The following is a 19,257-nucleotide window of genomic DNA, read 5'->3' on the forward strand; positions in this document are numbered from 1 at the left end:
TCCCCCAAGTATTTACTTCCCCGAAGCCGTTTCGTCAGGGATGAGTTCGTCTCTGGCGGCGGCCCATTCGTTCAAGGCGATCGCGTAATCACCCAAAGAACGGAAGTACTGCACTTCAGAATCGAAGTAATTGTTCATAGCTGTAATTAAAATTTGAATATCGGTACGACCTTGATTGTAAGAGCGGTTCAGCTCTTGTGATGCACGCTCGCGGAATTCACGTTGTTTTTTCGTGCTGATCGCGATCGCATAAGCCGCATGTACCTTACGTTCTGCTTGGAACTCAAGATCTTGCGCTTCAAGAAGTGCACGGTGTAAACGCGTCTCTTCAAGATCTTTTGTCATCTTACGATTGATAACTGTTTCATTTTGTAAATCAGATCCGAAGTAGTAACGGAAACGAAGTCCCATGTAGTATTTGGGTTGAGTTCCGGAAACCACTTCTGAATAAGAGTCTCCCGCGTCTTCATCCACGCCGGTTGTGTAAACGCGACCTACGAAATCCAAATCCGGGTAAGACAAAGATTCTGCGGCTACTAAAGATTCTTTAGCAGCATCGACTCTGAGTTTTTGTGCGCGGATCAAGCGAAGTTCTTCGACTTTCTTTTCAACAAGCTTTGGAACTGCGGGGATGTCGTTTGGAATTTCAAACTTCACATTCGTGCCGGGGTCCAAATTCAGAAGCGTCAAAAGATTTTCAACGGCGTTCAGATAATCGCGAGACGTTGTTTTTACACGTTGCTCACGCGTTTCGAATTCGGCTTGCACTTGCGGTAAGTCCCCGGGGTTAGAATAACCCAAAGATGTTTTTCTTTTTACCGCATCAACCAACTTCTTATAACGATCGCGAGAATTCACTGCTTCTTTGAAGCTTTCTTGCGCAACATAAGAGTTCCAGAATTGGCGAATGGCCTCAAGAACCACGTCTTCCAATTCATTAGCGCGAGCCACGGTTTGAGCTTCGTAAGTTAATTCCGCCGCATTCACTGTGCCACGGTCCGCAACCCCGAAGAAGTTTCCAAGAAGGGCTTGCTCAAGAATAAGTCCTGCGCTGTCTAAAGTTTGTTGTGCGGGTGGAGGATTGGAAGCAAAACCTTCTGTATCCACTTTTTGTGAAAGACGGCTTAGCTCCACACCTAAAAGAGTTCCTGAGGTGAAGTTCTTTTGTACACTCGCTGTTGTTTTATAGCGTTCATACTTAGAGTTCACGGGATCTGAAGTTTGCAGAAGGCCGACAGATTTATCGTATTCAAAACCACTTTCAATCGCCAAGTTCCAGTCATACGCTGAAAGCGCTTGAACCGGAGTTAAACGCAGAGTTTGGTAGCGAAGATTTACTTCTTTCGTCTTCGGTCCTTGCTTCAAAACAAGTTCCGCCACCGATTTTTGAGATAAAGTGATTTCCTTAGGAGCTTGGGCATAAGCTCCTTGCATTGCCGTCGTACTGAGAAGTGCAAGAAATGTTTTTACCATGTGACTTTTGTTCCTAACTCAAAGTTGTCGCGTTGAAGCGCGATTTCATTGCTGCCTTTAAGACTTTTTTGAGAATACTCTGTAAACACGGACCATTTTTTTGAAAGCGCCACATCCAGTCCGTAACCCCAAGACTCAAAGCTTGCCTGCTTCGAGAAAGCCGCAAAATCGTTAGAGCTTGATTGAGTGTAGATCACAGTTCCAAATTGCGGAGACACCGTCAAAGACAACCAGTCAAAGCGATCCCAAGACATGGCAACCACAGGGCCACCGCTGAAAACTGTTGTGTTTAAACGAGCGTCGTTGATTTCGTAACCTGATTCCAACTTCACATCCGTTTCTTGAGAAGTGAATCCTGCTTTTGCACGAACACCGAATTTCCAAAGAAGAGCTTTTGTTTGTAACGGCGTACTGATCACACCCAACTCAAGGCCGGGCATGAAGGTTTGACTGTTGTTTCCCAAATTGAAAACGCCCGAACCTTCTTTAGAGACGGTGCCTTCTGCTTGGAAAGCTTGACCCGTGAAAGCCGCGAAGTAAGACCATGAACGAGTCACAACTTCAGGGCGTGGATCTTTCAGTGTTAACATTCCTGAAACTTGAGCGTCGCTGGCAGAAACTTGTTTTTTACTTTCCGATTGAGATTCGGCGATGGCTTTTTCACGCATTGTCAGTTCTGGAGCAGCAGGAACTTGCGCTTTAGATTTGCCTTGAGCCGCACAAATGCTTGCGGAAAGTGAAAGAGCTAAAAGAAGCGATAGTTTCATATCCCACCCCTGAAAAACCAACTGGCCTTAGAATTAAATGCGGCGTCAGGAATAGCCCTCCATAGTGGCGGTGTCAACACTTCGATTAGCCTCCTAAGGGGCCCAAATTTTTATTTGATTTCAATGCCTTGCAGGGGCGTGCCATTGCTAATTTCGTAATGACTATTTTACAGGATTTACCTAGATTTCTTTCTATGAGGGGTCCGAATGAAACTTTCTGATATTTCGATTAAAAATCCCGTTTTTGCTTGGATGTTAATGTTTGGTCTGATGATGTTCGGACTGATCTCGTTCTCAAGAATGGGCGTGAGTCAAATGCCTGACGTCGATTTCCCGACAGTGAACGTCAGTGTTACATTGGACGGTGCAGCACCTGAGGTCATGGAGACACAAGTCGTGGATCCCATCGAAAGTGCCCTCATGACAGTTGAAGGCATTCAATCGATCAAATCCAGCAGTAAAACGGGAAATGCGTCGATCACCGTCGAGTTTGATCTTGATCGCAATATCGACGTGGCTTTGCAAGATGTGCAAGCGAAGGTCGCAGCGACGCAGCGTCTTTTGCCGGATGATGTGGATCCTCCAACACTTTCAAAAACGAATCCGGATGATCAACCGATTTTATGGTTGGCTCTGACTTACGATAAAAACGATCCTGAATTTTTGATGAGTTATGCCCGCGATTACCTGCGCGATCGTTTTACAACGGTTGAAGGTGTCGGTGATATTTTCCTAGGTGGTTATACAGATCCTGTGATGCGCGTGCATGTGCGCCCGAAAGATCTTCTTCGCTACAATATTTCTGTCAATGACGTGATGGATGCGGTTCGCAATGAGCACTCGGAACTTCCAGGTGGCTATATTGAGACCGACAAAAAAACTTTCAATGTCCGTACGATGGGTGAGGCAAAAACCGAAGAAGAATTCCGCTCTATCGTGATCAGTCGTCGTGCCGGAGTGACGGTGGCTGATCCGACGAACATGGTGAAAATCAATCAGGTCGCTGATGCCAGCATGGGGCTTGATAAAATCACCAGAATGTCGCGCTTCAACGGACAACCTGCATTGGGTGTGGGTATTCGTAAACAACGTGGCACTAATGCCGTGGCCGTTGCCAGTGCCGTGAAAGAAAAGATTGAAGAGATTCAACCGCAGCTTCCTGAAGGTATGAAAATCCACGTGAACTTTGACAGTACTAAGTTCATTGAACAATCTGTGCATGAATTGAATAAGCACTTGATGTTAGCGGTCGTGCTGACATCTTTGGTGTGCTGGCTTTTCTTAGGCAGTTGGTCTGCGACTTTCAACGTTCTTCTTTCGATTCCAACGTCACTTTTAGGTGCGTTTATTGGTTTGTATTTCCTTGGGTACACGCTAAATACGTTCACTCTATTAGGTCTTACACTTGCGATTGGTATCGTCGTCGATGACGCGATCATGGTTCTAGAGAATATCTTCCGGTATAATGAAAATGGACGGGGACGTATCGAATCGGCAATTCTCGGCGCCCGCGAAATTTCGTTTGCGGCGATGGCCGCGACGGCAGCGGTTATTGCGATCTTCCTTCCAGTGGCTTTCATGAAAGGTATTATCGGAAAGTTCTTCATGCAGTTCGGGGTGACGATCTCGATCGCGGTTTTCCTTTCTTTGGTTGAATCATTAACGATCACGCCAATGCGTTGTGCAGGCTTTGTTCACCATGGTGAAAGAACGACAAAGATCGGTCGTGCTTTCGAAGCCTTTATGGAGGGATTGAAGGTTTCTTACGACAAGTGGTTGCGCATCTGCCTTCAACATCGTTGGAAGGTCCTAGTGGGATCTTTGGTGTTCGTGGCGGTGTCGTTTGTTTCGATCAAGTTCTTAAATAAAGAAATGTCACCAGCCCAAGATCAAAGTATTTTTATTGCTCGTCTGGTTTTGCCGGTGGGTACTTCCTTGGCTTACACGAACGCGCAGACTTTGAAGGCAGAGCAGTGGCTGATGGCACGCCCTGAAGTGGAAAAAGTATACGCAGCCATCGGTGGATTCGGTGGTGGTATTTCCGATGCGAATACGACGATGATGTTTGTGACCTTGAAAGAAAAGCCACAGCGTGGAAAAGATCCGGCGTCAGGCAAGGTTCTGTCTCAGCAAGAATTCATGCAGATTGCGCGTAAAGAGCTTGCGAAGATTCCTGATGTGCGACCGGTTCTGATGGACTTATCACAACAGGGCTTCTCGGGTGGCCGTGGTTATCCGATCGAGTTTACGCTTTTAGGCTCGGATTGGGATAAGCTTGCGAAATACACAGAGCAAATGATGAAAGAGATGGAAAACAGCGGTCTGATGGTCGACGTGGATTCTAACTATCTTTTGGGTATGCCTGAAATCCAGGTGCAACCGGATCGCGTCGCCGCAGCTCAACACGGTGTGAGTATCAACTCCATCGGTTCAACAGTGAATGCGTTGATTGGTGGGGTGAAGGTTGGGGAGTATCCTCAAGGCGGTCACCGTTACGACATCAAGGTGAAGCTATTAGATCAAGGTAAACCAATGGATGAAATCAAAACTTTGTTCGTTGGTAACAGCCGAGGAAACTTGATTCCGCTTCCACGGGTAACCAAAGAGGTGGAAGGTTCAAGCTTGCAATCCATTTCGCGTTCAAACCGTCAACGTGCGATCACCATCACAGCAAATATGAAGCCGGGCGTGTCTCAGCAGGCCGCGATGAATTTTGTCGAGGCTACGGCGAAGAAAATGTTAGAGCCGGGTTATATGATCGATCAGGGTGGAAGTTCTAAGACCTTTAAAGAGTCCTTTGAAAGTTTGATCTTTGCTTTGGTATTAGGTCTGATCATTGCCTACATGGTGTTAGCAAGTCAGTTCAACTCGTTCATTGATCCAGTGACGATTCTGATGGCATTGCCGTTTAGCTTTAGTGGAGCTTTCTTTGCCCTTCTGATCACAGGGCAATCTTTGAACATGTTCTCGATGATCGGTTTGCTTCTTTTGATGGGTATTGTGAAAAAGAATTCGATTCTTCTTATCGAATTTACGAACACAGTTCGTGACCGCGGAACAAGCGAAGCTAATGCGGCACTGATTGAAGCCTGTCCGATTCGCCTTCGTCCGATTCTGATGACGTCGATTGCCACGATTGCTGCCGCGATCCCTTCTGCCACGGCGACGGGAGCCGGTTCAGAGACGATGCGACCAATGGCGATCTGTTTGATTGGGGGCGTTTTTGTTTCAACAGCTTTGACACTGTTTGTGGTTCCTGTGGTTTATTCGTTGATGGATAAATTCAAAACCCGCGATGAGGTCCGAGAGAAAACTAAACAGGCCTTTGCCGCTGTAGGGAACGAGGCTTTAGACGCTTAAGTCTTTAAGGCACAATAAAAAAGGGAAGCAAAAGCTTCCCTTTTTTATTTGTCGATATCAAAAAGCTCTTAGCCTTTTTTCTCAACAGGTTTATTGGCTTCAATTTTGATGATCAAAGTCACTTCGTCGCCGACAACAGGGCCTGCTTCGACGGCTTTACTCCAAGTTAAACCGAAGTCCTTGCGATTAATAAGACCGCTTGCTGAAAAAGCCACTTTGTGATTTCCAAACGGATCATTCACATCACCCAAATACTTCACATCCAAAGTCACTTCTTTAGTTTTACCTTTCAAAGTCAGGTCGCCCACAAGTTTCAACTTGTCAGCTGTACCAATGACCTTCTTTGTAACAAACGTCATTTTAGGATTTTTAGCGACGTCAAAGAAGTCGGGGCTTTTTAGATGGTCATCGCGGTCTTTGTTGTCTGTATTAATGGTCGCAACATCGACGTTCAAATTTGCTTTTGATTTTTCAAGCTTCGGATCAATCACAATCGCGCCATCAAAACCTGTAAAGCGGCCTTCGACGGTTGCAATCACCAGGTGGGGGATCTCAAAGCCGACTTTCGAGTGGGCTGTATCAATTGTATAAGTTCCTGCTGGGATGCTCTTTGCGAACGCGGAAGCACTGATCACTGTCATCAACGCACTTAATACTAGCTTTTTCATTTGTAGTTCTCCTTGTTTTAAAGTCTTAACGACCTGCTTAGTATCGTGTGATTTTGATTATTGCGTAAGGTGACAGTATTGCGATAGACTGTTGCGTATATGGAACAATTAGACCTCAATCAAATACGTACCTTTGTGAGACTGGTGAAGACCGGAAGCTTCACTAAAACCGCGCAGTTAATGCATCAGCCTAAATCACGCATCAGCCGAAAGCTTGCGGCGTTGGAAAAGGACTTGGGTGTGCAGTTGATCTATCGAACGACGCGGCAATTTCAACTGACTGAAACCGGCCGTCAGTTTTACGAGCGGGCACAGGGCCTGATTGAAGGCTTGGAAAATCTGTCAAACGAAGTTAGCGAGGCGACAGCTGAGGTGTCAGGTTTGATCAAGGTTACGGCTCCCGACGATATGGGTGTAAAGAACTTGCCACCGCTCTTAGACGAGTTTTCAAAAATCTATCCTCTTGTCTTCTTCGAGCTGCAATTAAGCCAGGCGTATATCGATCTGGTAAAGGAATCTGTCGACGTGGCGATTCGTGTCGGCACTTTGAAGGACAGTTCTTTAAGGGCTCGTAAAGTGGGGTCGGTCAAAAATATTTTTGTCGCCACTCCGGGATTTTTAGAGCGCTATCGCAGTTGGGAAGAGGTTTCGCAACTAAGCCATCTGCCCTTTGTTGGAATGTCGGGCAAAGGCATTGAGGTCGTACGCGCGTCTGATTCGAAGAAGCTCGACATCAAGCCGAATTATGTATTTCGTGCGAACAATCCGGGAGCTCTGGTGGAGTTTGCTCTTTTAGGGAAGGGACTGGCTTTTGTTCCAGAGTTTCTGTGTGTAGATCATTTGCGATCGGGAAGGCTGGTTCACGTGCATAAGAATTTGCGCGGACCTGAAGTGCCGATCAATATCGTGACACCGGATCAAAAAGAAGTGCCCCTGAAGATCAAGAAATTCACCGAGTTTATTGCAAAAAGATTGAAGGAAACTTTGGCGTCGCAGTCTTAGAAAAGACCCAGAAGTTTTTTGTAAAGACCTGCATATTCAAAACGCAGCAAACTCCAAATGGCCCCGCACCACAAAGTCGCTAAAAGCCCCATCATCACCAGTTGGGGCAAGTTGGCTAAACTGACTTTGGGACGCGTGCGATTTAAAAGACCATCGATTTCGCTGCGCTCTTGGTTTTCTTTGAATTTGCGAGCCAAGCCTTGGGCTAAAACAATTCTTTGTGACATCTCGAGTTTGTAGAAGTGAACTCCTACAAGCGTGCGAGATTCCGAAATGTTTTCTAAGCGAGTGACGATGCCATAACAAGCCATTTGTTTTGCGCCTGGTGGAACAAACTGAATCTTCACGACCTCACCTAACAGCGGGCAAAGATCGTCGGGAGCGGTGAACGCCAAACCCGTTAAAGAAACATTTTTAATTTCAGTGCCTTCTTCCCAAGGAACCTGCTTGGGACCCGCGACGCGAATAAGACTTTCGTCCTCAGTATCGAGGATGTATCGCGGGGATCGGCCATGATAGCGTGCAAGACTCGTCATACTGAACTTTTCGGAAAAAGAGCCCGACGTCTGAAGAAGCTTTCCGACTTTCCCGGCGATTCTCACTCTGAGACGCTCAATTAAAAGTGTTTCCAGCCTTTAAACTCTAGAATTTCTTCTTTCGAGTTTTTGTCACTTAAAAACACACCTTTTTCAGACGTAAATTGACCGACCATATGCCATTTAGAAAAGTGCCCGTAGCAGTCGGCGGGAATAGCGATCAAAAGTTCGTAGTCTTCACCGCCCCAAAGAGCGAAGTCGGTGGCGGGGATGTTCAGCTTTTTGGCGAGCTCTAAAGTCTCTTCATGTAGAGGCAGACTCTCTTTGAAGAATGTGATGCCGGAATTTTCAGGAAGCAGACGAAGGGCGTCGTTCACTAAACCATCACTGCAATCCATCACAGCGTGAATTTCAAATCGGCGCTGAATCATGTCTGCGACTAAATCCAGTCGAGGGGTTGGGCGCCGGTGTTTTGTCTTTGCGGTTGCACAACCCTCCAGATTTTTTTGCAGAGCCAGCAAACCGGTATGCGAAAGTCCCAAGGGGCCACTGCTTAAAAGAAGATCACCCACGCAAGCCCCTTTCCGTGTCAGTGGTTTTTCGCAAGAGCCGTGGACGCTGACATCAATCACCAATTTGTCATCTGAAAAAGCGAGATCGCCGCCGACAATTTCGCATTCAAACTTATCAGCTAAATCGCTCATGCTTTTGTAAAATGCGTCAAGCCAAGATTCCGTTATATTTTTTGGCAGGGCTAGCGAGATTTGCGCGAAGTGAGGTCGAGCTCCCATCGCGGCAATATCGCTTAAATTCACGGCCAAAGCTTTGTGACCTAAGTCTTCCGCAGAGCAGTAGTCGAGTCGAAAGTGCACGTTTTCGACCATCATGTCCTGACAGATCACTGAATAGCCCGGAAAATTTTTGAAAACAAACGCATCGTCGCCTAGAGGGACGACAGTGTGTTCATTTAGACGCTGGACCCTCTGTCGAATCTTATCTATGAGAGACCATTCTTTAGGTGTATTGCGCATGCCGTTTTCCTGGGAAGACATTGCCAAAAAATTGGCTTTATTGTGAAATATACGAAGCAAGAGTCAAGGAGGATTCTTTGAACACGCCAAAAGTGGCTTCGCCGAAAAGAACATCTAAAAAACAGTCCACGCGTAAGCCGAAGGTTGTTGAACATCCTCTGTCATCTGAAAGTCTTTTTTCCAGTCGTGAAATCGGATGGCTTAATTTCAATCGACGTGTCTTGGCTGAAGCTGAAGACGTGCGCAACCCGCTTTTAGAGCGTGTGCGATTCTTAAGTATTTCTGGTTCAAATTTAGATGAATTTTTTATGAAGCGCGTGGGTGGATTAAAGCGTCACGTGGCGTATGGTATTTCACCGAAATCAGCGGATGGTAAAACGCCGCTGCATCAGTTGCAGGAGATTCGTTCTTTTGTAAACCCCATGCTGCAGGATCAAGCCCATTGTTTCAGTAAGAGTCTGAAACCTGCTTTGGAAAAAGAAGAAATTTTTCTTCTTTCATGGAATGAGCTTTCTGATAAAGAAAAAGAACAGGTTAAAAAGTACTATCACAAAAATGTGTTCCCAGTGCTGACGCCTTTATCGGTAGATCCAGGACATCCATTCCCATTCATCTCAAATCTTTCTATTTCATTGGGTGTCACGCTCAAGCATCCGCACAACGAAGATAAACTTTTTGCGCGTGTGAAAATTCCTAAGGTGTTGCCACAATGGATCCGGGTAGATCCGGAATCTTCGGTCTATCGCTTTGTCAGCTTGTTGGAAGTTATTAAAGAGAATCTGGCGGATCTATTTCCCTCAATGCAAGTCTTAGACATCATGCCGTTTCGTCTGACCCGGAATGCGGACTCGGACCAGGATCAAGAAGATGCGGAAGATTTATTGGAAGCGATTGAAGAAGAACTTCGTCAGCGTCGGTTTGCGGAGGTCGTGCGTTTAGAGCATGGACCAAAACCGGATCCATGGATGCTGAAGTTTTTAATGGAAGAGTTGGAGCTGACGGAAGATGATATTTATGAACTTCCCAGTATGCTCGACTTTACGGATTTGGGTATTATCGCGGATTTAAATCTTCCTAAGTTGAAGTTTGAGCCCTACACTCCGGTTGTATCTCCGGCCTTTGCTGATGACGGGGCGGGGATTTTTAACGCCATCAAAATGTCGGATCAGCTGGTGCACAACCCTTACGAAAGTTTCAAAGCTTCCGTAGAAAATTTTATTCGTGTTGCTTCAGAAGACCCGAAGGTTTTGGCGATCAAAATGACTTTGTACCGCACAGGTGACAACAGTCCATTCATCAAAGCGTTGATTCGTGCAGCCGAGCAAGGAAAGCAAGTCGTCTGCTTGGTGGAGTTGAAAGCCCGCTTCGATGAAGAAAGAAATATCTATTGGGCAACCGAGCTTGAAAATGCCGGTGTTCACGTTGTGTACGGTGTCGTGGGTTTGAAAACACACGCGAAGACCGCGCTCGTGGTCCGACAGGAACAAGAAGGCCTTAAGTGTTATGCGCATATCGGGACGGGGAACTATAACGTTGCTACTTCTCGCTTTTATACGGACTTGGGACTTCTGACGGCACGTGAAGAGATCACGGGCGACATCGTTGAGTTCTTTCACTATCTGACGGGAAGATCCTTAAAAAGCAATTATCAGAATTTGTTAATTGCGCCGGTGAACATGTTTACACGCTTTAAGGCGATGATTGAGCGTGAAGCCGAACATGCAAAACAGGGAAAGCCTGCTCAGATCATCGCGAAGTTTAATAACTTTGAAGAAAATGATATTGCCGTCGCTCTTTATGCGGCTTCGCAAAAAGGTGTCGATATCGATATGATTGTTCGGGGTTTTTGTTGTTTACGTCCCGGCGTCCCCGGAATGAGCGAGCGCATCCGTGTCAGTTCCATCATCGGCAGATTCTTAGAACATTCTCGGCTTTTCTATTTCCGCAATGGCGCCAAAGACCCTGTGGATGGAGAGTTTTATCTGGGTTCGGCGGATTGGATGTATCGCAATCTGCATGCTCGTGTGGAAGCCATCGTGCCGATTTTAGACCGAAACTTGAAAGAGAAATGCTGGGAGATTTTAAATCTCTGTGTAAAAGAGCAGCGTCAGTCATGGCACATGAATTCTGACGGAACTTATACACGCCGCAACTCTACGGATATCGGAATTCACCAAACTTTGATGCAAATGGCGAAAGCTCGCGTTACATTGGTGGAGGATAGTCACTCAGGGGCCGATTAACGTGGAACTTATCATCATTCGACATGCAGTTGCGGAAGAGCGCGAAGAATTTAAGAAAAAAGGCTTGGAAGATCATTTTCGTCCTTTGACTTTAAAAGGACGAAAAAAGATGCAAAAAGTTTGCGTCGAACTTCGAGACCACGTGAAAGAATTGGATTTGATTGTTTCCAGTCCTCTGACTCGTGCAAGGCAAACCGCCGAAATTATCTCACAAATTTATTTCGAAACTAAAGTTGTTGAAGCTCCCGAGTTGGTCCCGCACAGTCCGCCTCAGGCTTTTTTGAAATGGATGCGCACCCAAGTCCGTCATGCCAAGCGCATCGCTATCGTCGGCCATGAGCCTCATTTAAGTTCTTTTGCTAGTTATATGTTAACCGGGAAGACTGAAAGCTTTATTGATCTTAAAAAAAGCGGAATCATCGCTTTGGAACTTGAGTCTTTTACTCATGCCGAAGCGGGTGGGGCACAATTGCTGTATTCAATTCCGCCGAAGTTCTTAGTCGATTAGCGGGATTTTGCCATATCCCAGATCAAACCATCGCGAAGTCCCACGCTGGGAATTAAGATCTTTTGCGTCTCTGCTTGGCGCATAATGGTTTCCACTAACATCGCTGCGGGTACAATCACATCGGCGCGGTCCGGGCGAAGCTTTAATTTTTCGATGCGCTCTTTCACTTTAAGTGCTCGCAGTTTGGCGATAATTTCTGAAAGTTCGGGCAAGGTTAAAAAGGTGTGCGGTGTTTTCTTGAGCAGATCGACTTTGAGTTTACCCAAGCACTCCAGATTTCCACCGGTGCCGATAGCAAAATCAACCGGGTCGTGATCGCAGTTCTTATAAATATGTTCACCTAAGTCTGCCAAAAACTCGCCGAGCACGATATTAAGATGGCTTTCATCCAGCTTTCTTTTAGTCAGGTTCTCTAGGATGCGAACGGTTCCCATGGGGAAAGATTTTGTTGCAATCATTTTGTCGCCTTTCGAAAAGGTGACTTCAACACTGCCTCCGCCAATATCAATCAACATGCTTTTTTTGCCGTCTAATTCGATTTCGTTGCGAACGGCTTGGTGAATCAGGCGGCCCTCTTCGGTGCCATCAATGATTTCAATCTTAATTCCTGAACTTTTGAAGATTTCGTCCACGAAGTGCTGACGGTTTTTAGCTTCGCGACAAGCACTTGTGGCGACGGCCCGGCAGCGTACGACGTGTTCTTTTTTATTGGTCTCTGCATATTGGCGAAAGGCGGCTTGGGCACTTTCAATCGTTGTCGGAGTTATAAGACCCTCGGTGAAGACGTCATGGCCTAGGCGCACAGCCGCACGAAACTTTTTTACCACATGCAAAGTCGGAGAGTTTTCAGACACATCGGCAATCATCATACGAATTGCGTTAGAACCAATATCGATAGCAGACAAACGACGTGACACGATAAACTTCTCCATCCTTGGCAATAGTATATAAAACTGGCAGCATAAGAGGCATGAAAAAATACAGTTTTGCCTTTTTATTTTTGCTTTTTGCCTCCTCGCAGGCAAACGCTTTGTCGGACTTAGAAATCTCAGGTGAGGTGGATATTTCTGCCACTGTCTGGAATCTTCCGACGGGTGAGCGCGGCAACAGTGCGTTTAATATTCCCAGTTTGTTTTTAAACTTCGATGCTCCCTTGAAGGACGATAATTTGTTGGTATTGAAGCTAGAGGGTTCAGAGCAACAGATTAACTCTGACGAGCGTTTTGAGGTTCGTGTTCGTGAAGCTTATCTGGATTTAGTCAGTGTTTTTTCTGGTATGCACGCTCTCCGCGTGGGTTTGATTCCTCAGACTTGGCAAGAAGCCCAGTATGAGCAGTATGGTTACCGTTTTTTGGGAACCGATGCCTGGGCGATCACCGAAAAATGGAAGTATCTGAATTATTCTGATTTAGGTATCTCGTTCATGTCCCAGCTTCCCGCAGATTTGGGAGAGTGGGCGTTCACCTTGGCCAATGGTGAAGGTGCGAACGAAAAAGAAGAAGGTTCTCAGAAAGAAGCGGCTTTGTTTGCACGCTTCACATTGTGGTCGCCTTTGAGTGTGTCTTTCAATTATGTTCGCGGAAGTTACGACAAGTACTCAGGCAGTGCTGCGGTGAAAGAGCGTATTCAGGCTTTGGTTGAATATGACAAGGAAGACAGTTTCGTAGCCGGTCTTGAACTTTTGGTGACCAAAGACCCTGCCGACGCCATCAGTGATTTAAAAATGGCCGAGGCGGTGGACGTGACAGACTTCTTGGGTCAGTCGGTAGAAGGACGTGCGGCGAGTTTTTACACCGTGATCAGCACCGGGCCAAAAGCCGAAGTTCTTCTACGTTATGATTATTTGGATGCTTTAGCCAATGAAGACGGCAAGGACCTGCAAACGGTTCTGGCGTCATTAGGGTATCAGGTGAGCGAGGATATTAAGGCCGCTTTTGCGGTCGACTACACTCGATATGCTGAAAACTATGCTCCGGGAGTGAGAGATCGCTCTAAAGTCGAGTTGGCAGCGCAAGTTCTGTTTTAGAGGGGTCTTTAAAATCCCGCCTCTCATGCTTGAGCGTTACAGAGGCGTCGAGGATTATGAAATGACTTCTTAACTGTGTTAGGATTCTGTTAGAATCCCTAGAGATGCCGTGTTAAGCGGTGCTTTTCTTTCGTAAATAATTATAACCAAAGCCAAGTGCTGGAATGGAATGCCATGGAAAGAGCGATTGATACTCTCATTGAAGACCTAAAAAAGATGATTCTTCTTATGGGTGGTCACGTCGAAAAATCCCTAGCGCAAGCGACAGCGGCCTTATTGTCGAAAGACCTTTCATTGTTTGAAAGTGTTCACGCAATTGAGAAGTTGATCAATGAAGATCATATCAAAGTCGATAATGCGTGCATGCAGCTTTTGGCGAAGCAAGGGCCGGTTGCAAAGGATCTTCGTTTGATCCTTTCGGTTATTAAAATTAATAACGACCTTGAACGTATGGGTGACCAGGCCGTGAACATTTCTCACACTGGAAAAGACTATCTAGGTCGCAGACCCATTCCGGCGCAACTGGGTGACATCCAAAAGATGTCTGAGATTGCGGGAAGAATGGTGAAGGGCTCCTTGGACTGTTTTGTTCGCGGAGATGTGGAGCAGGCTAAAAAAATTCTGATGATGGACGATGAAGTCGACCACTTGAAGAATAAAGTTTTCAAAGACTGCATGGCCCACATGAAATCGCACTCGGAAGATATCGAGGCGGGTTTGGATTTGATTTTAATCGCAAGAAATCTAGAGCGTTTAGGTGATCATGCTACAAATATCGCCGAAGACGTGATTTTTGCGTTTACAGGTAAAGATGTGCGACACGGGGGCAAGTTTGGCTGACAATTCGATTCAAGTGCTAGTGGTGGAAGATGAGCAAGAAATCCGCGAGCTCATGGCCTTGCATCTTTTAAGACAAGGCTATCGCGTGACCGAATGCTCTTCGGCTGAAGAAGCACTGAACGAAATGAATCGCCAAAGTTTTCATGTCTATGTTCTTGATTGGATGCTGCCGGGTCTGAGCGGTGTTGAAATCGTCGAAAAAATTAAAGCTAAAAATCCGCAGGCCTCGGTTTTGATGGTGACGGCAAAAGCTGAACCTAATGACATCGTGTCCGGTCTTGAAAAAGGGGCCGATGATTATTTGACCAAGCCATTTAATCCTTCGGTTTTCTTAGCTCGCATCAAAGCTCTTCTTCGTCGCACTCAAGTGACGGCTTCTCCTCCAGCGGACCAGAACGATGTGGTGCTTTCTGGTTTGCGTATTAATTTTAAAACTTACGAGATTTCCTATAACGGGGAAGCTCTTCATTTAACTCCCTCTGAATTCAAGCTTTTGGGGACTTTGGTGCAAAACCAAGGTGTTGTTTTGACCCGCGAGCAACTGATTGAAAATATCCAGGGCGAAGGCATCAATGTCGTTGGACGCACTATTGATACCCACGTCTTTGGATTACGCAAGAAGTTAGGAGAATGGGGAGACCGCATTGAGACTATCCGAGGCGTTGGATATAGGGTTAAAGTAGATATCGCATGAAGCGATTTGTAAGATTCCCTTGGCGCGTATATTGGAAATTCTTTTTTACTCAATTGGTGGCTTTCAACATTCTGTTTATCGCCATCATCTCAATCATTGATGTTCGCTATCGCGTTCGTCCCTTTGTTTACAACGAAGCCCTGCTGAACTTCTTTCTTTTCAGTCTTATCGTTGCGGCCTTAACGTCTTATCGGTTCGCGCGCCCTATTCATCGCATGATCTTGAAAGCCCTTCGCATTTCAAGTAAGCGCACCTACGGAAGTTTGGTGGACCCGCAAGAAGACGACCTTTTGGATGACGAGGTCGACGACATCTCGGAGTTGGATGTAGCTCTTAATCACATTCACCGTAAGATGAAAAAGCGCAAAGCCCAGTACCTTCAGGCGCAAGAGGAGTCTCAAGCTTTTATGAGCGCGGTGGCCGAAGGTTTGGTCAGTGTCAGTCTGGATGAAAAAATTCTTTATTTTAATTCTCAGTTTGCGGCGCAATTTATTTCTCCGAACTTGGTGAATTCGACAGTTCTGCGGTTGAAAGACGCCATTCGTTCTTCGGATGTTTTGGAAGGTTTTAGTAAGACGATTCAAGAAGGAAAAGTGCAGCGCTTTACCGTGAAACTTCCGACCCTGGTAGATAATCAGCCACGTTACTTTGCGGTCTCTGTGAATCCGATTCGTAATGAAAAAACAAAAAATATTTATGGCGTCGTGGGTATTTTCCATGACATCACCGAGTTAAAAAAGGTGGAGCAGATCCGCATTGATTTCGTAGGCAATGCGTCTCATGAGCTGCGCACTCCGCTGACATCCATCAAAGGATATGTCGACACTTTGAAAGAGGATGTAAAGACCGGACAGATTCAGCAAGCTGGAAAATTCTTGGATATTGTTTCTCGAAATATCGATCGTTTGATGGACTTGGTGAACGACCTTTTAAGCTTGAGCACCTTGGAATCTCACGCCGAGCTGAAATTAGAAATGATTCATCCACTTCAGGTTTCTGAGCATATTCTTGCCGAAATGGCAGTGCTCGCCGCTGAAAAGAATATAGCGATTCGCGTGATTGGTGAAGTTCCACCATTCATGGCAGATGCTCACAAGGTAGAGCAAGTTCTAAGAAATCTTGTGTCCAACGCGATTAAATTCATTCCCTCTGGTAAAACTGTGCAAATTCGTTGGGAAGCAGCAGGGAAAGACGCCGTCATTTTAAGAGTGATAGATGATGGTCAGGGCATTCCCGAAGAACACTTGGATCGTTTATTTGAGCGCTTCTATCGCGTGGATAAAGGGCGGACTCGCGACGCTGGTGGAACGGGCCTGGGCTTAGCTATTGTGAAGCACATTATGCAAAGCCATGGTGGGACGGTGTCTGTGAAAAGTGGGCGCGACAAGGGTTGCGAGTTTATCTGTACTTTCCCTCTTAAAACTTAGTATTTGTCTGGCTCTGGTGTCTTGCCTTCAGCATCGACGCGCTTTATAATGCGTCGATGCAGTCTTTTTTCGATCACTTTAAGAAAATCTACGGGGAACGTTGGCCAGCGCTTTATGAAGCCTTGGTGAAGGGCGAACAGCAAGTCGCTCGAAAAAATAATTTAAGCCTAGTAGATGACCTTAGTACGAAAAAATGGAGTTCCTTTGCCGAAAAGCCTGAGCTCCCTGGCTGCTATTGGATTCCATCTGGTCAACATGTGCAGCCCGAGCGCAATGCCGACGAGCTTTTAGATATTTACATTATGGACCCCGCCAGCGTTATGGTGGCGCGAGCCTTGGATGTGCAATCAGGCGATCGTGTTTTGGATATGTGTGCGGCCCCTGGCGGTAAAAGTTTAGTGCTTATTGAATCCTTGAAGGAAGAGGGCGAAATCTTTTGCAATGATCTTTCACCAGAGCGTCGTGAGCGTCTTAAGAAAGTCATTCAACAATACGTCCCACGCCATGTGCGAGACCGCGTATGGGTGACGGGTAAAGACGGTGTGCAATTTGGTCTCAAAGAGCCTGAAAGCTTCGACCGTATCTTGCTGGATGCACCTTGTTCTGGCGAACGCCACATCTTGGAAAACAAAGCGGCGCAAGATGAGTGGAGTCCTCGACGAACAGAACATTTGGCTTCGCGCCAGTATTCTTTATTGGCGGCAGCGCTCTTGGCGGTGAAGTCGGGCGGACGTATCGTCTATTCGACCTGCTCTATCAGTCCGGCAGAAAATGACGAGGTGATTAGGAAGCTTCTTAAAAAGAAAAAAGACGCCGTAAGATTGGTTGAGGCGTCTTTGGGAGTCGGCGGGGAGCGCACTGAATTTGGCGTTGTCTACTTGCCGGATCAATGCGGTTTTGGCCCGCTTTATTTTTCAATCATAGAAAAAACTTAGTTGTCGTTTTTTTGACGAAACTTGTGGCGACGATAGTCCTCTAAAGTCAGGTAGCCATAAGTTTTCTTGCGATAAATTTCGATGGTTTCAGCTTCCACGTCAGCAAGAACATCTTCCATGAAGTCCAAAGGAATGTTCCCTTGTTTCATCAGTTGGAGGGTGTAAAGATGCACGATCTTGTTGATAAAGTCGGGCGTCTTTTCACGCATATTCTTGGTTTCTTGAAGCTGCGTTTCGATCATTTTTAATAACAAATCTGTGTTCATACAAATCAACTATCGGATTTCCGCTTACGAACCTGAGCATCACCCGTAGAAATTTGGTCCAAAGGATGTTTCAATGGGCTGATGAAAGCCCTGACTCAGCAAGAATTGCAGCAATTTGTTCACTACTTCGCACCAATTTTAGACGGTGCCCAGTTGCAGGATATCCTAGTTAATGACCGAGGTCTGGCTTTGGGTTTTCGTAAAGACGTGCATTTTTGGATGATCCTGGACCTTGTTCCCAATGCGCCGATGCTATTGCTTTTTGAAGAGGAATGCCCCTTTAAAAAAGGGCCCAAGGCGAAGCCTGTCGGGCTTTTCCTGAACTCCCACGCAAAGAATCTTTATCTGACCAGCATGAGTGTTCAAGAGGAATTTGGTCGCGTGGTGAAGCTTGAACTTAGGAATTCTTCTACTGATTGTGAATTGGAAATTCGCATGATTCCGAAGCAGTGCAACCTGATCGTGAAAGCCCAGGGAAAGCAGATTGCTTGGGAAAGGCCTTTGGAGTTGACACCTCCACCGGTTGTTGAAAACCCTCCGTCACCACGCACGATTGAAGCTATTCATGAAGAGTGGTTGCAGGAGCAGGGGACGCAGAAAAAATCTTCATTGGATCCTGTCTCCCAATGGGAGAAACAAAAAGAAAAGGACCTGATCAAGAAGCGTAAGGCCCTTTCAGAAATTCAAAAGCAAATTGAAAGCGATAAAGAAGATCTTTGGTACGAGGCGGGACTTTATCTAAAAACTCACGGGACGCTGTTAGTGCCTGAGCATCTTAAGCCTTGTATCAATGACAAAGAATCTTTGAGTTGGAATATTGAACATTGCTTTGCAAAAGCGAAGCAGTTGGCCGGAAAAAAGGACGGAGCCAAAGAGCGGTACGACGAATTGGTCATTGAAATTGCAAAACTTGAAAAGTCTCGATACCAGGAAAAAGAAAAAAAGCCTGCTTTGGTCGATCTTATGCACAAAGCAGAGGCTCGAGGTCGAAAACTTCATTTGGACAATGGTGCTTTAGCTTATTGTGGGAAGTCGGCTGCGGACAATCTAGCGCTGCTTCGCCAGGCGAAGGCTTGGGATTATTGGCTGCATTTGCGCGATTATCCCGGGGCTCATGCCATCATTCACCGTCAGCGCGATCAAATGATTTCAGAAAACGACATTCAAGAAGTCGCCGAATGGGTCGCGAAAGAGTCTTTGTCGGCTAAGTCCTTGTTGGTGGGGCAAAAAGTCGCTGTCGTTATCGTGGAATGTCGCTTCGTCCGTCCCATCAAGGGAGATAAATTAGGTCGCGTTACCTATCATTCAGAGAGAACTCTGAGTTTTACCTTGCGTCATGCTTAAGGGGTCTTGACTGACACCAGAGTGAGTCTAAAATTTTCTGTTAGAGTCCCGTCAGGAAAGTTTTCTCTGCGTTGCCGCGTCGTCGTTGTACGGTGTACAGCTTCCTCCTTGCGCCTTGATAAAACTTTCCTGACGGA

At 46.2% G+C, this 19,257-nt stretch carries 17 protein-coding genes; 10 read left to right on the plus strand and 7 right to left on the minus strand.

Translation table 11 applies throughout. The annotated features are described in order from the left end of the window. Positions 1 to 12: 12 nt before the first annotated feature. Complete coding sequence (locus tag ACLWBD_RS04250; protein ID WP_063208795.1) at positions 13 to 1,473, minus strand: TolC family protein; 1,461 nt, start codon at positions 1,471 to 1,473, stop codon at positions 13 to 15. Continuing rightward, positions 1,467 to 2,240, minus strand: coding sequence for a hypothetical protein (locus ACLWBD_RS04255; RefSeq protein WP_253696880.1), 774 nt, complete (start codon positions 2,238 to 2,240; stop codon positions 1,467 to 1,469). The genes ACLWBD_RS04250 and ACLWBD_RS04255 overlap by 7 nt, the downstream gene beginning before the upstream one ends. Before the next feature lie 207 nt (positions 2,241 to 2,447). On the opposite strand from ACLWBD_RS04255, the gene ACLWBD_RS04260 reads away from it, so the two are divergent. Continuing rightward, positions 2,448 to 5,600 carry an efflux RND transporter permease subunit gene (locus ACLWBD_RS04260; RefSeq protein WP_063208797.1) on the plus strand — a complete coding sequence of 1,051 codons (3,153 nt, stop codon included), beginning with the start codon at positions 2,448 to 2,450 and terminating at the stop codon, positions 5,598 to 5,600. Positions 5,601 to 5,668: 68 nt separating this feature from the next. Here the strand turns inward: ACLWBD_RS04260 and ACLWBD_RS04265 are convergent, their stop codons facing one another. Further along, the gene (locus tag ACLWBD_RS04265) at positions 5,669 to 6,268 is read right to left on the minus strand and encodes a YceI family protein (protein WP_063208798.1); all 600 of its coding nucleotides are present in this window, start codon (positions 6,266 to 6,268) and stop codon (positions 5,669 to 5,671) included. Positions 6,269 to 6,367: 99 nt separating this feature from the next. Here ACLWBD_RS04265 and ACLWBD_RS04270 point away from each other — a divergent pair, with 99 nt between their 5' ends. After that, positions 6,368 to 7,270, plus strand: coding sequence for a LysR family transcriptional regulator (locus ACLWBD_RS04270; RefSeq protein WP_413569665.1), 903 nt, complete (start codon positions 6,368 to 6,370; stop codon positions 7,268 to 7,270). On the opposite strand, the gene ACLWBD_RS04275 is transcribed toward ACLWBD_RS04270, so the two are convergent. Then, the gene (locus ACLWBD_RS04275; protein ID WP_063208800.1) at positions 7,267 to 7,806 is read right to left on the minus strand and encodes a PilZ domain-containing protein; all 540 of its coding nucleotides are present in this window, start codon (positions 7,804 to 7,806) and stop codon (positions 7,267 to 7,269) included. The genes ACLWBD_RS04270 and ACLWBD_RS04275 overlap by 4 nt on opposite strands. Before the next feature lie 80 nt (positions 7,807 to 7,886). Beyond that, positions 7,887 to 8,837, minus strand: a complete 951-nt coding sequence (gene thiL / locus ACLWBD_RS04280) for a thiamine-phosphate kinase (protein ID WP_413569667.1) — start codon at positions 8,835 to 8,837, stop codon at positions 7,887 to 7,889. A gap of 77 nt (positions 8,838 to 8,914) precedes the next feature. Here thiL and ppk1 point away from each other — a divergent pair, with 77 nt between their 5' ends. Next, positions 8,915 to 11,080, plus strand: a complete 2,166-nt coding sequence (ppk1, locus tag ACLWBD_RS04285; RefSeq protein ID WP_413569669.1) for a polyphosphate kinase 1 — start codon at positions 8,915 to 8,917, stop codon at positions 11,078 to 11,080. A gap of 1 nt (position 11,081) precedes the next feature. Further along, positions 11,082 to 11,588 (plus strand): phosphohistidine phosphatase SixA, encoded by a 507-nt coding sequence (sixA, locus tag ACLWBD_RS04290; RefSeq protein WP_063208803.1) that lies wholly within the window; start codon positions 11,082 to 11,084, stop codon positions 11,586 to 11,588. On the opposite strand, the gene ACLWBD_RS04295 is transcribed toward sixA, so the two are convergent. Further along, complete coding sequence (locus ACLWBD_RS04295) at positions 11,585 to 12,505, minus strand: hypothetical protein (RefSeq protein WP_063209575.1); 921 nt, start codon at positions 12,503 to 12,505, stop codon at positions 11,585 to 11,587. The two genes, sixA and ACLWBD_RS04295, sit on opposite strands and share 4 nt — an antisense overlap. Before the next feature lie 53 nt (positions 12,506 to 12,558). Here ACLWBD_RS04295 and ACLWBD_RS04300 point away from each other — a divergent pair, with 53 nt between their 5' ends. The 5 genes from ACLWBD_RS04300 to ACLWBD_RS04320 all read left to right on the plus strand — a co-directional run bounded on the left by ACLWBD_RS04300 (position 12,559) and on the right by ACLWBD_RS04320 (position 17,510). Further along, positions 12,559 to 13,614 (plus strand): hypothetical protein, encoded by a 1,056-nt coding sequence (locus ACLWBD_RS04300; protein ID WP_413569671.1) that lies wholly within the window; start codon positions 12,559 to 12,561, stop codon positions 13,612 to 13,614. 156 nt (positions 13,615 to 13,770) lie between these two features. Next, positions 13,771 to 14,454, plus strand: coding sequence for a phosphate signaling complex protein PhoU (gene phoU / locus ACLWBD_RS04305; protein WP_253696884.1), 684 nt, complete (start codon positions 13,771 to 13,773; stop codon positions 14,452 to 14,454). Beyond that, the gene (locus ACLWBD_RS04310; protein ID WP_253696886.1) at positions 14,447 to 15,148 is read left to right on the plus strand and encodes a response regulator transcription factor; all 702 of its coding nucleotides are present in this window, start codon (positions 14,447 to 14,449) and stop codon (positions 15,146 to 15,148) included. The genes phoU and ACLWBD_RS04310 overlap by 8 nt, the downstream gene beginning before the upstream one ends. Then, positions 15,145 to 16,575, plus strand: coding sequence for a sensor histidine kinase (locus ACLWBD_RS04315; protein ID WP_063208807.1), 1,431 nt, complete (start codon positions 15,145 to 15,147; stop codon positions 16,573 to 16,575). The genes ACLWBD_RS04310 and ACLWBD_RS04315 overlap by 4 nt, the downstream gene beginning before the upstream one ends. A gap of 56 nt (positions 16,576 to 16,631) precedes the next feature. Further along, positions 16,632 to 17,510 carry an RsmB/NOP family class I SAM-dependent RNA methyltransferase gene (locus ACLWBD_RS04320; protein ID WP_413569673.1) on the plus strand — a complete coding sequence of 293 codons (879 nt, stop codon included), beginning with the start codon at positions 16,632 to 16,634 and terminating at the stop codon, positions 17,508 to 17,510. Here the strand turns inward: ACLWBD_RS04320 and ACLWBD_RS04325 are convergent. Then, a complete protein-coding gene (locus tag ACLWBD_RS04325) occupies positions 17,507 to 17,776 on the minus strand; it encodes a DUF936 domain-containing protein (protein WP_253696888.1) in 270 nt (89 codons plus the stop codon). The two genes, ACLWBD_RS04320 and ACLWBD_RS04325, sit on opposite strands and share 4 nt — an antisense overlap. 81 nt (positions 17,777 to 17,857) lie before the next feature. Between ACLWBD_RS04325 and ACLWBD_RS04330 the strand changes: the two genes are divergently transcribed. Next, a complete protein-coding gene (locus ACLWBD_RS04330; RefSeq protein WP_413569675.1) occupies positions 17,858 to 19,120 on the plus strand; it encodes a DUF814 domain-containing protein in 1,263 nt (420 codons plus the stop codon). Positions 19,121 to 19,257 lie beyond the last annotated feature (137 nt).

Source organism: Bdellovibrio sp. HCB117, from assembly GCF_047305915.1.
GTDB classification, from domain to species: Bacteria; Bdellovibrionota; Bdellovibrionia; order Bdellovibrionales; family Bdellovibrionaceae; genus Bdellovibrio; species Bdellovibrio bacteriovorus_B.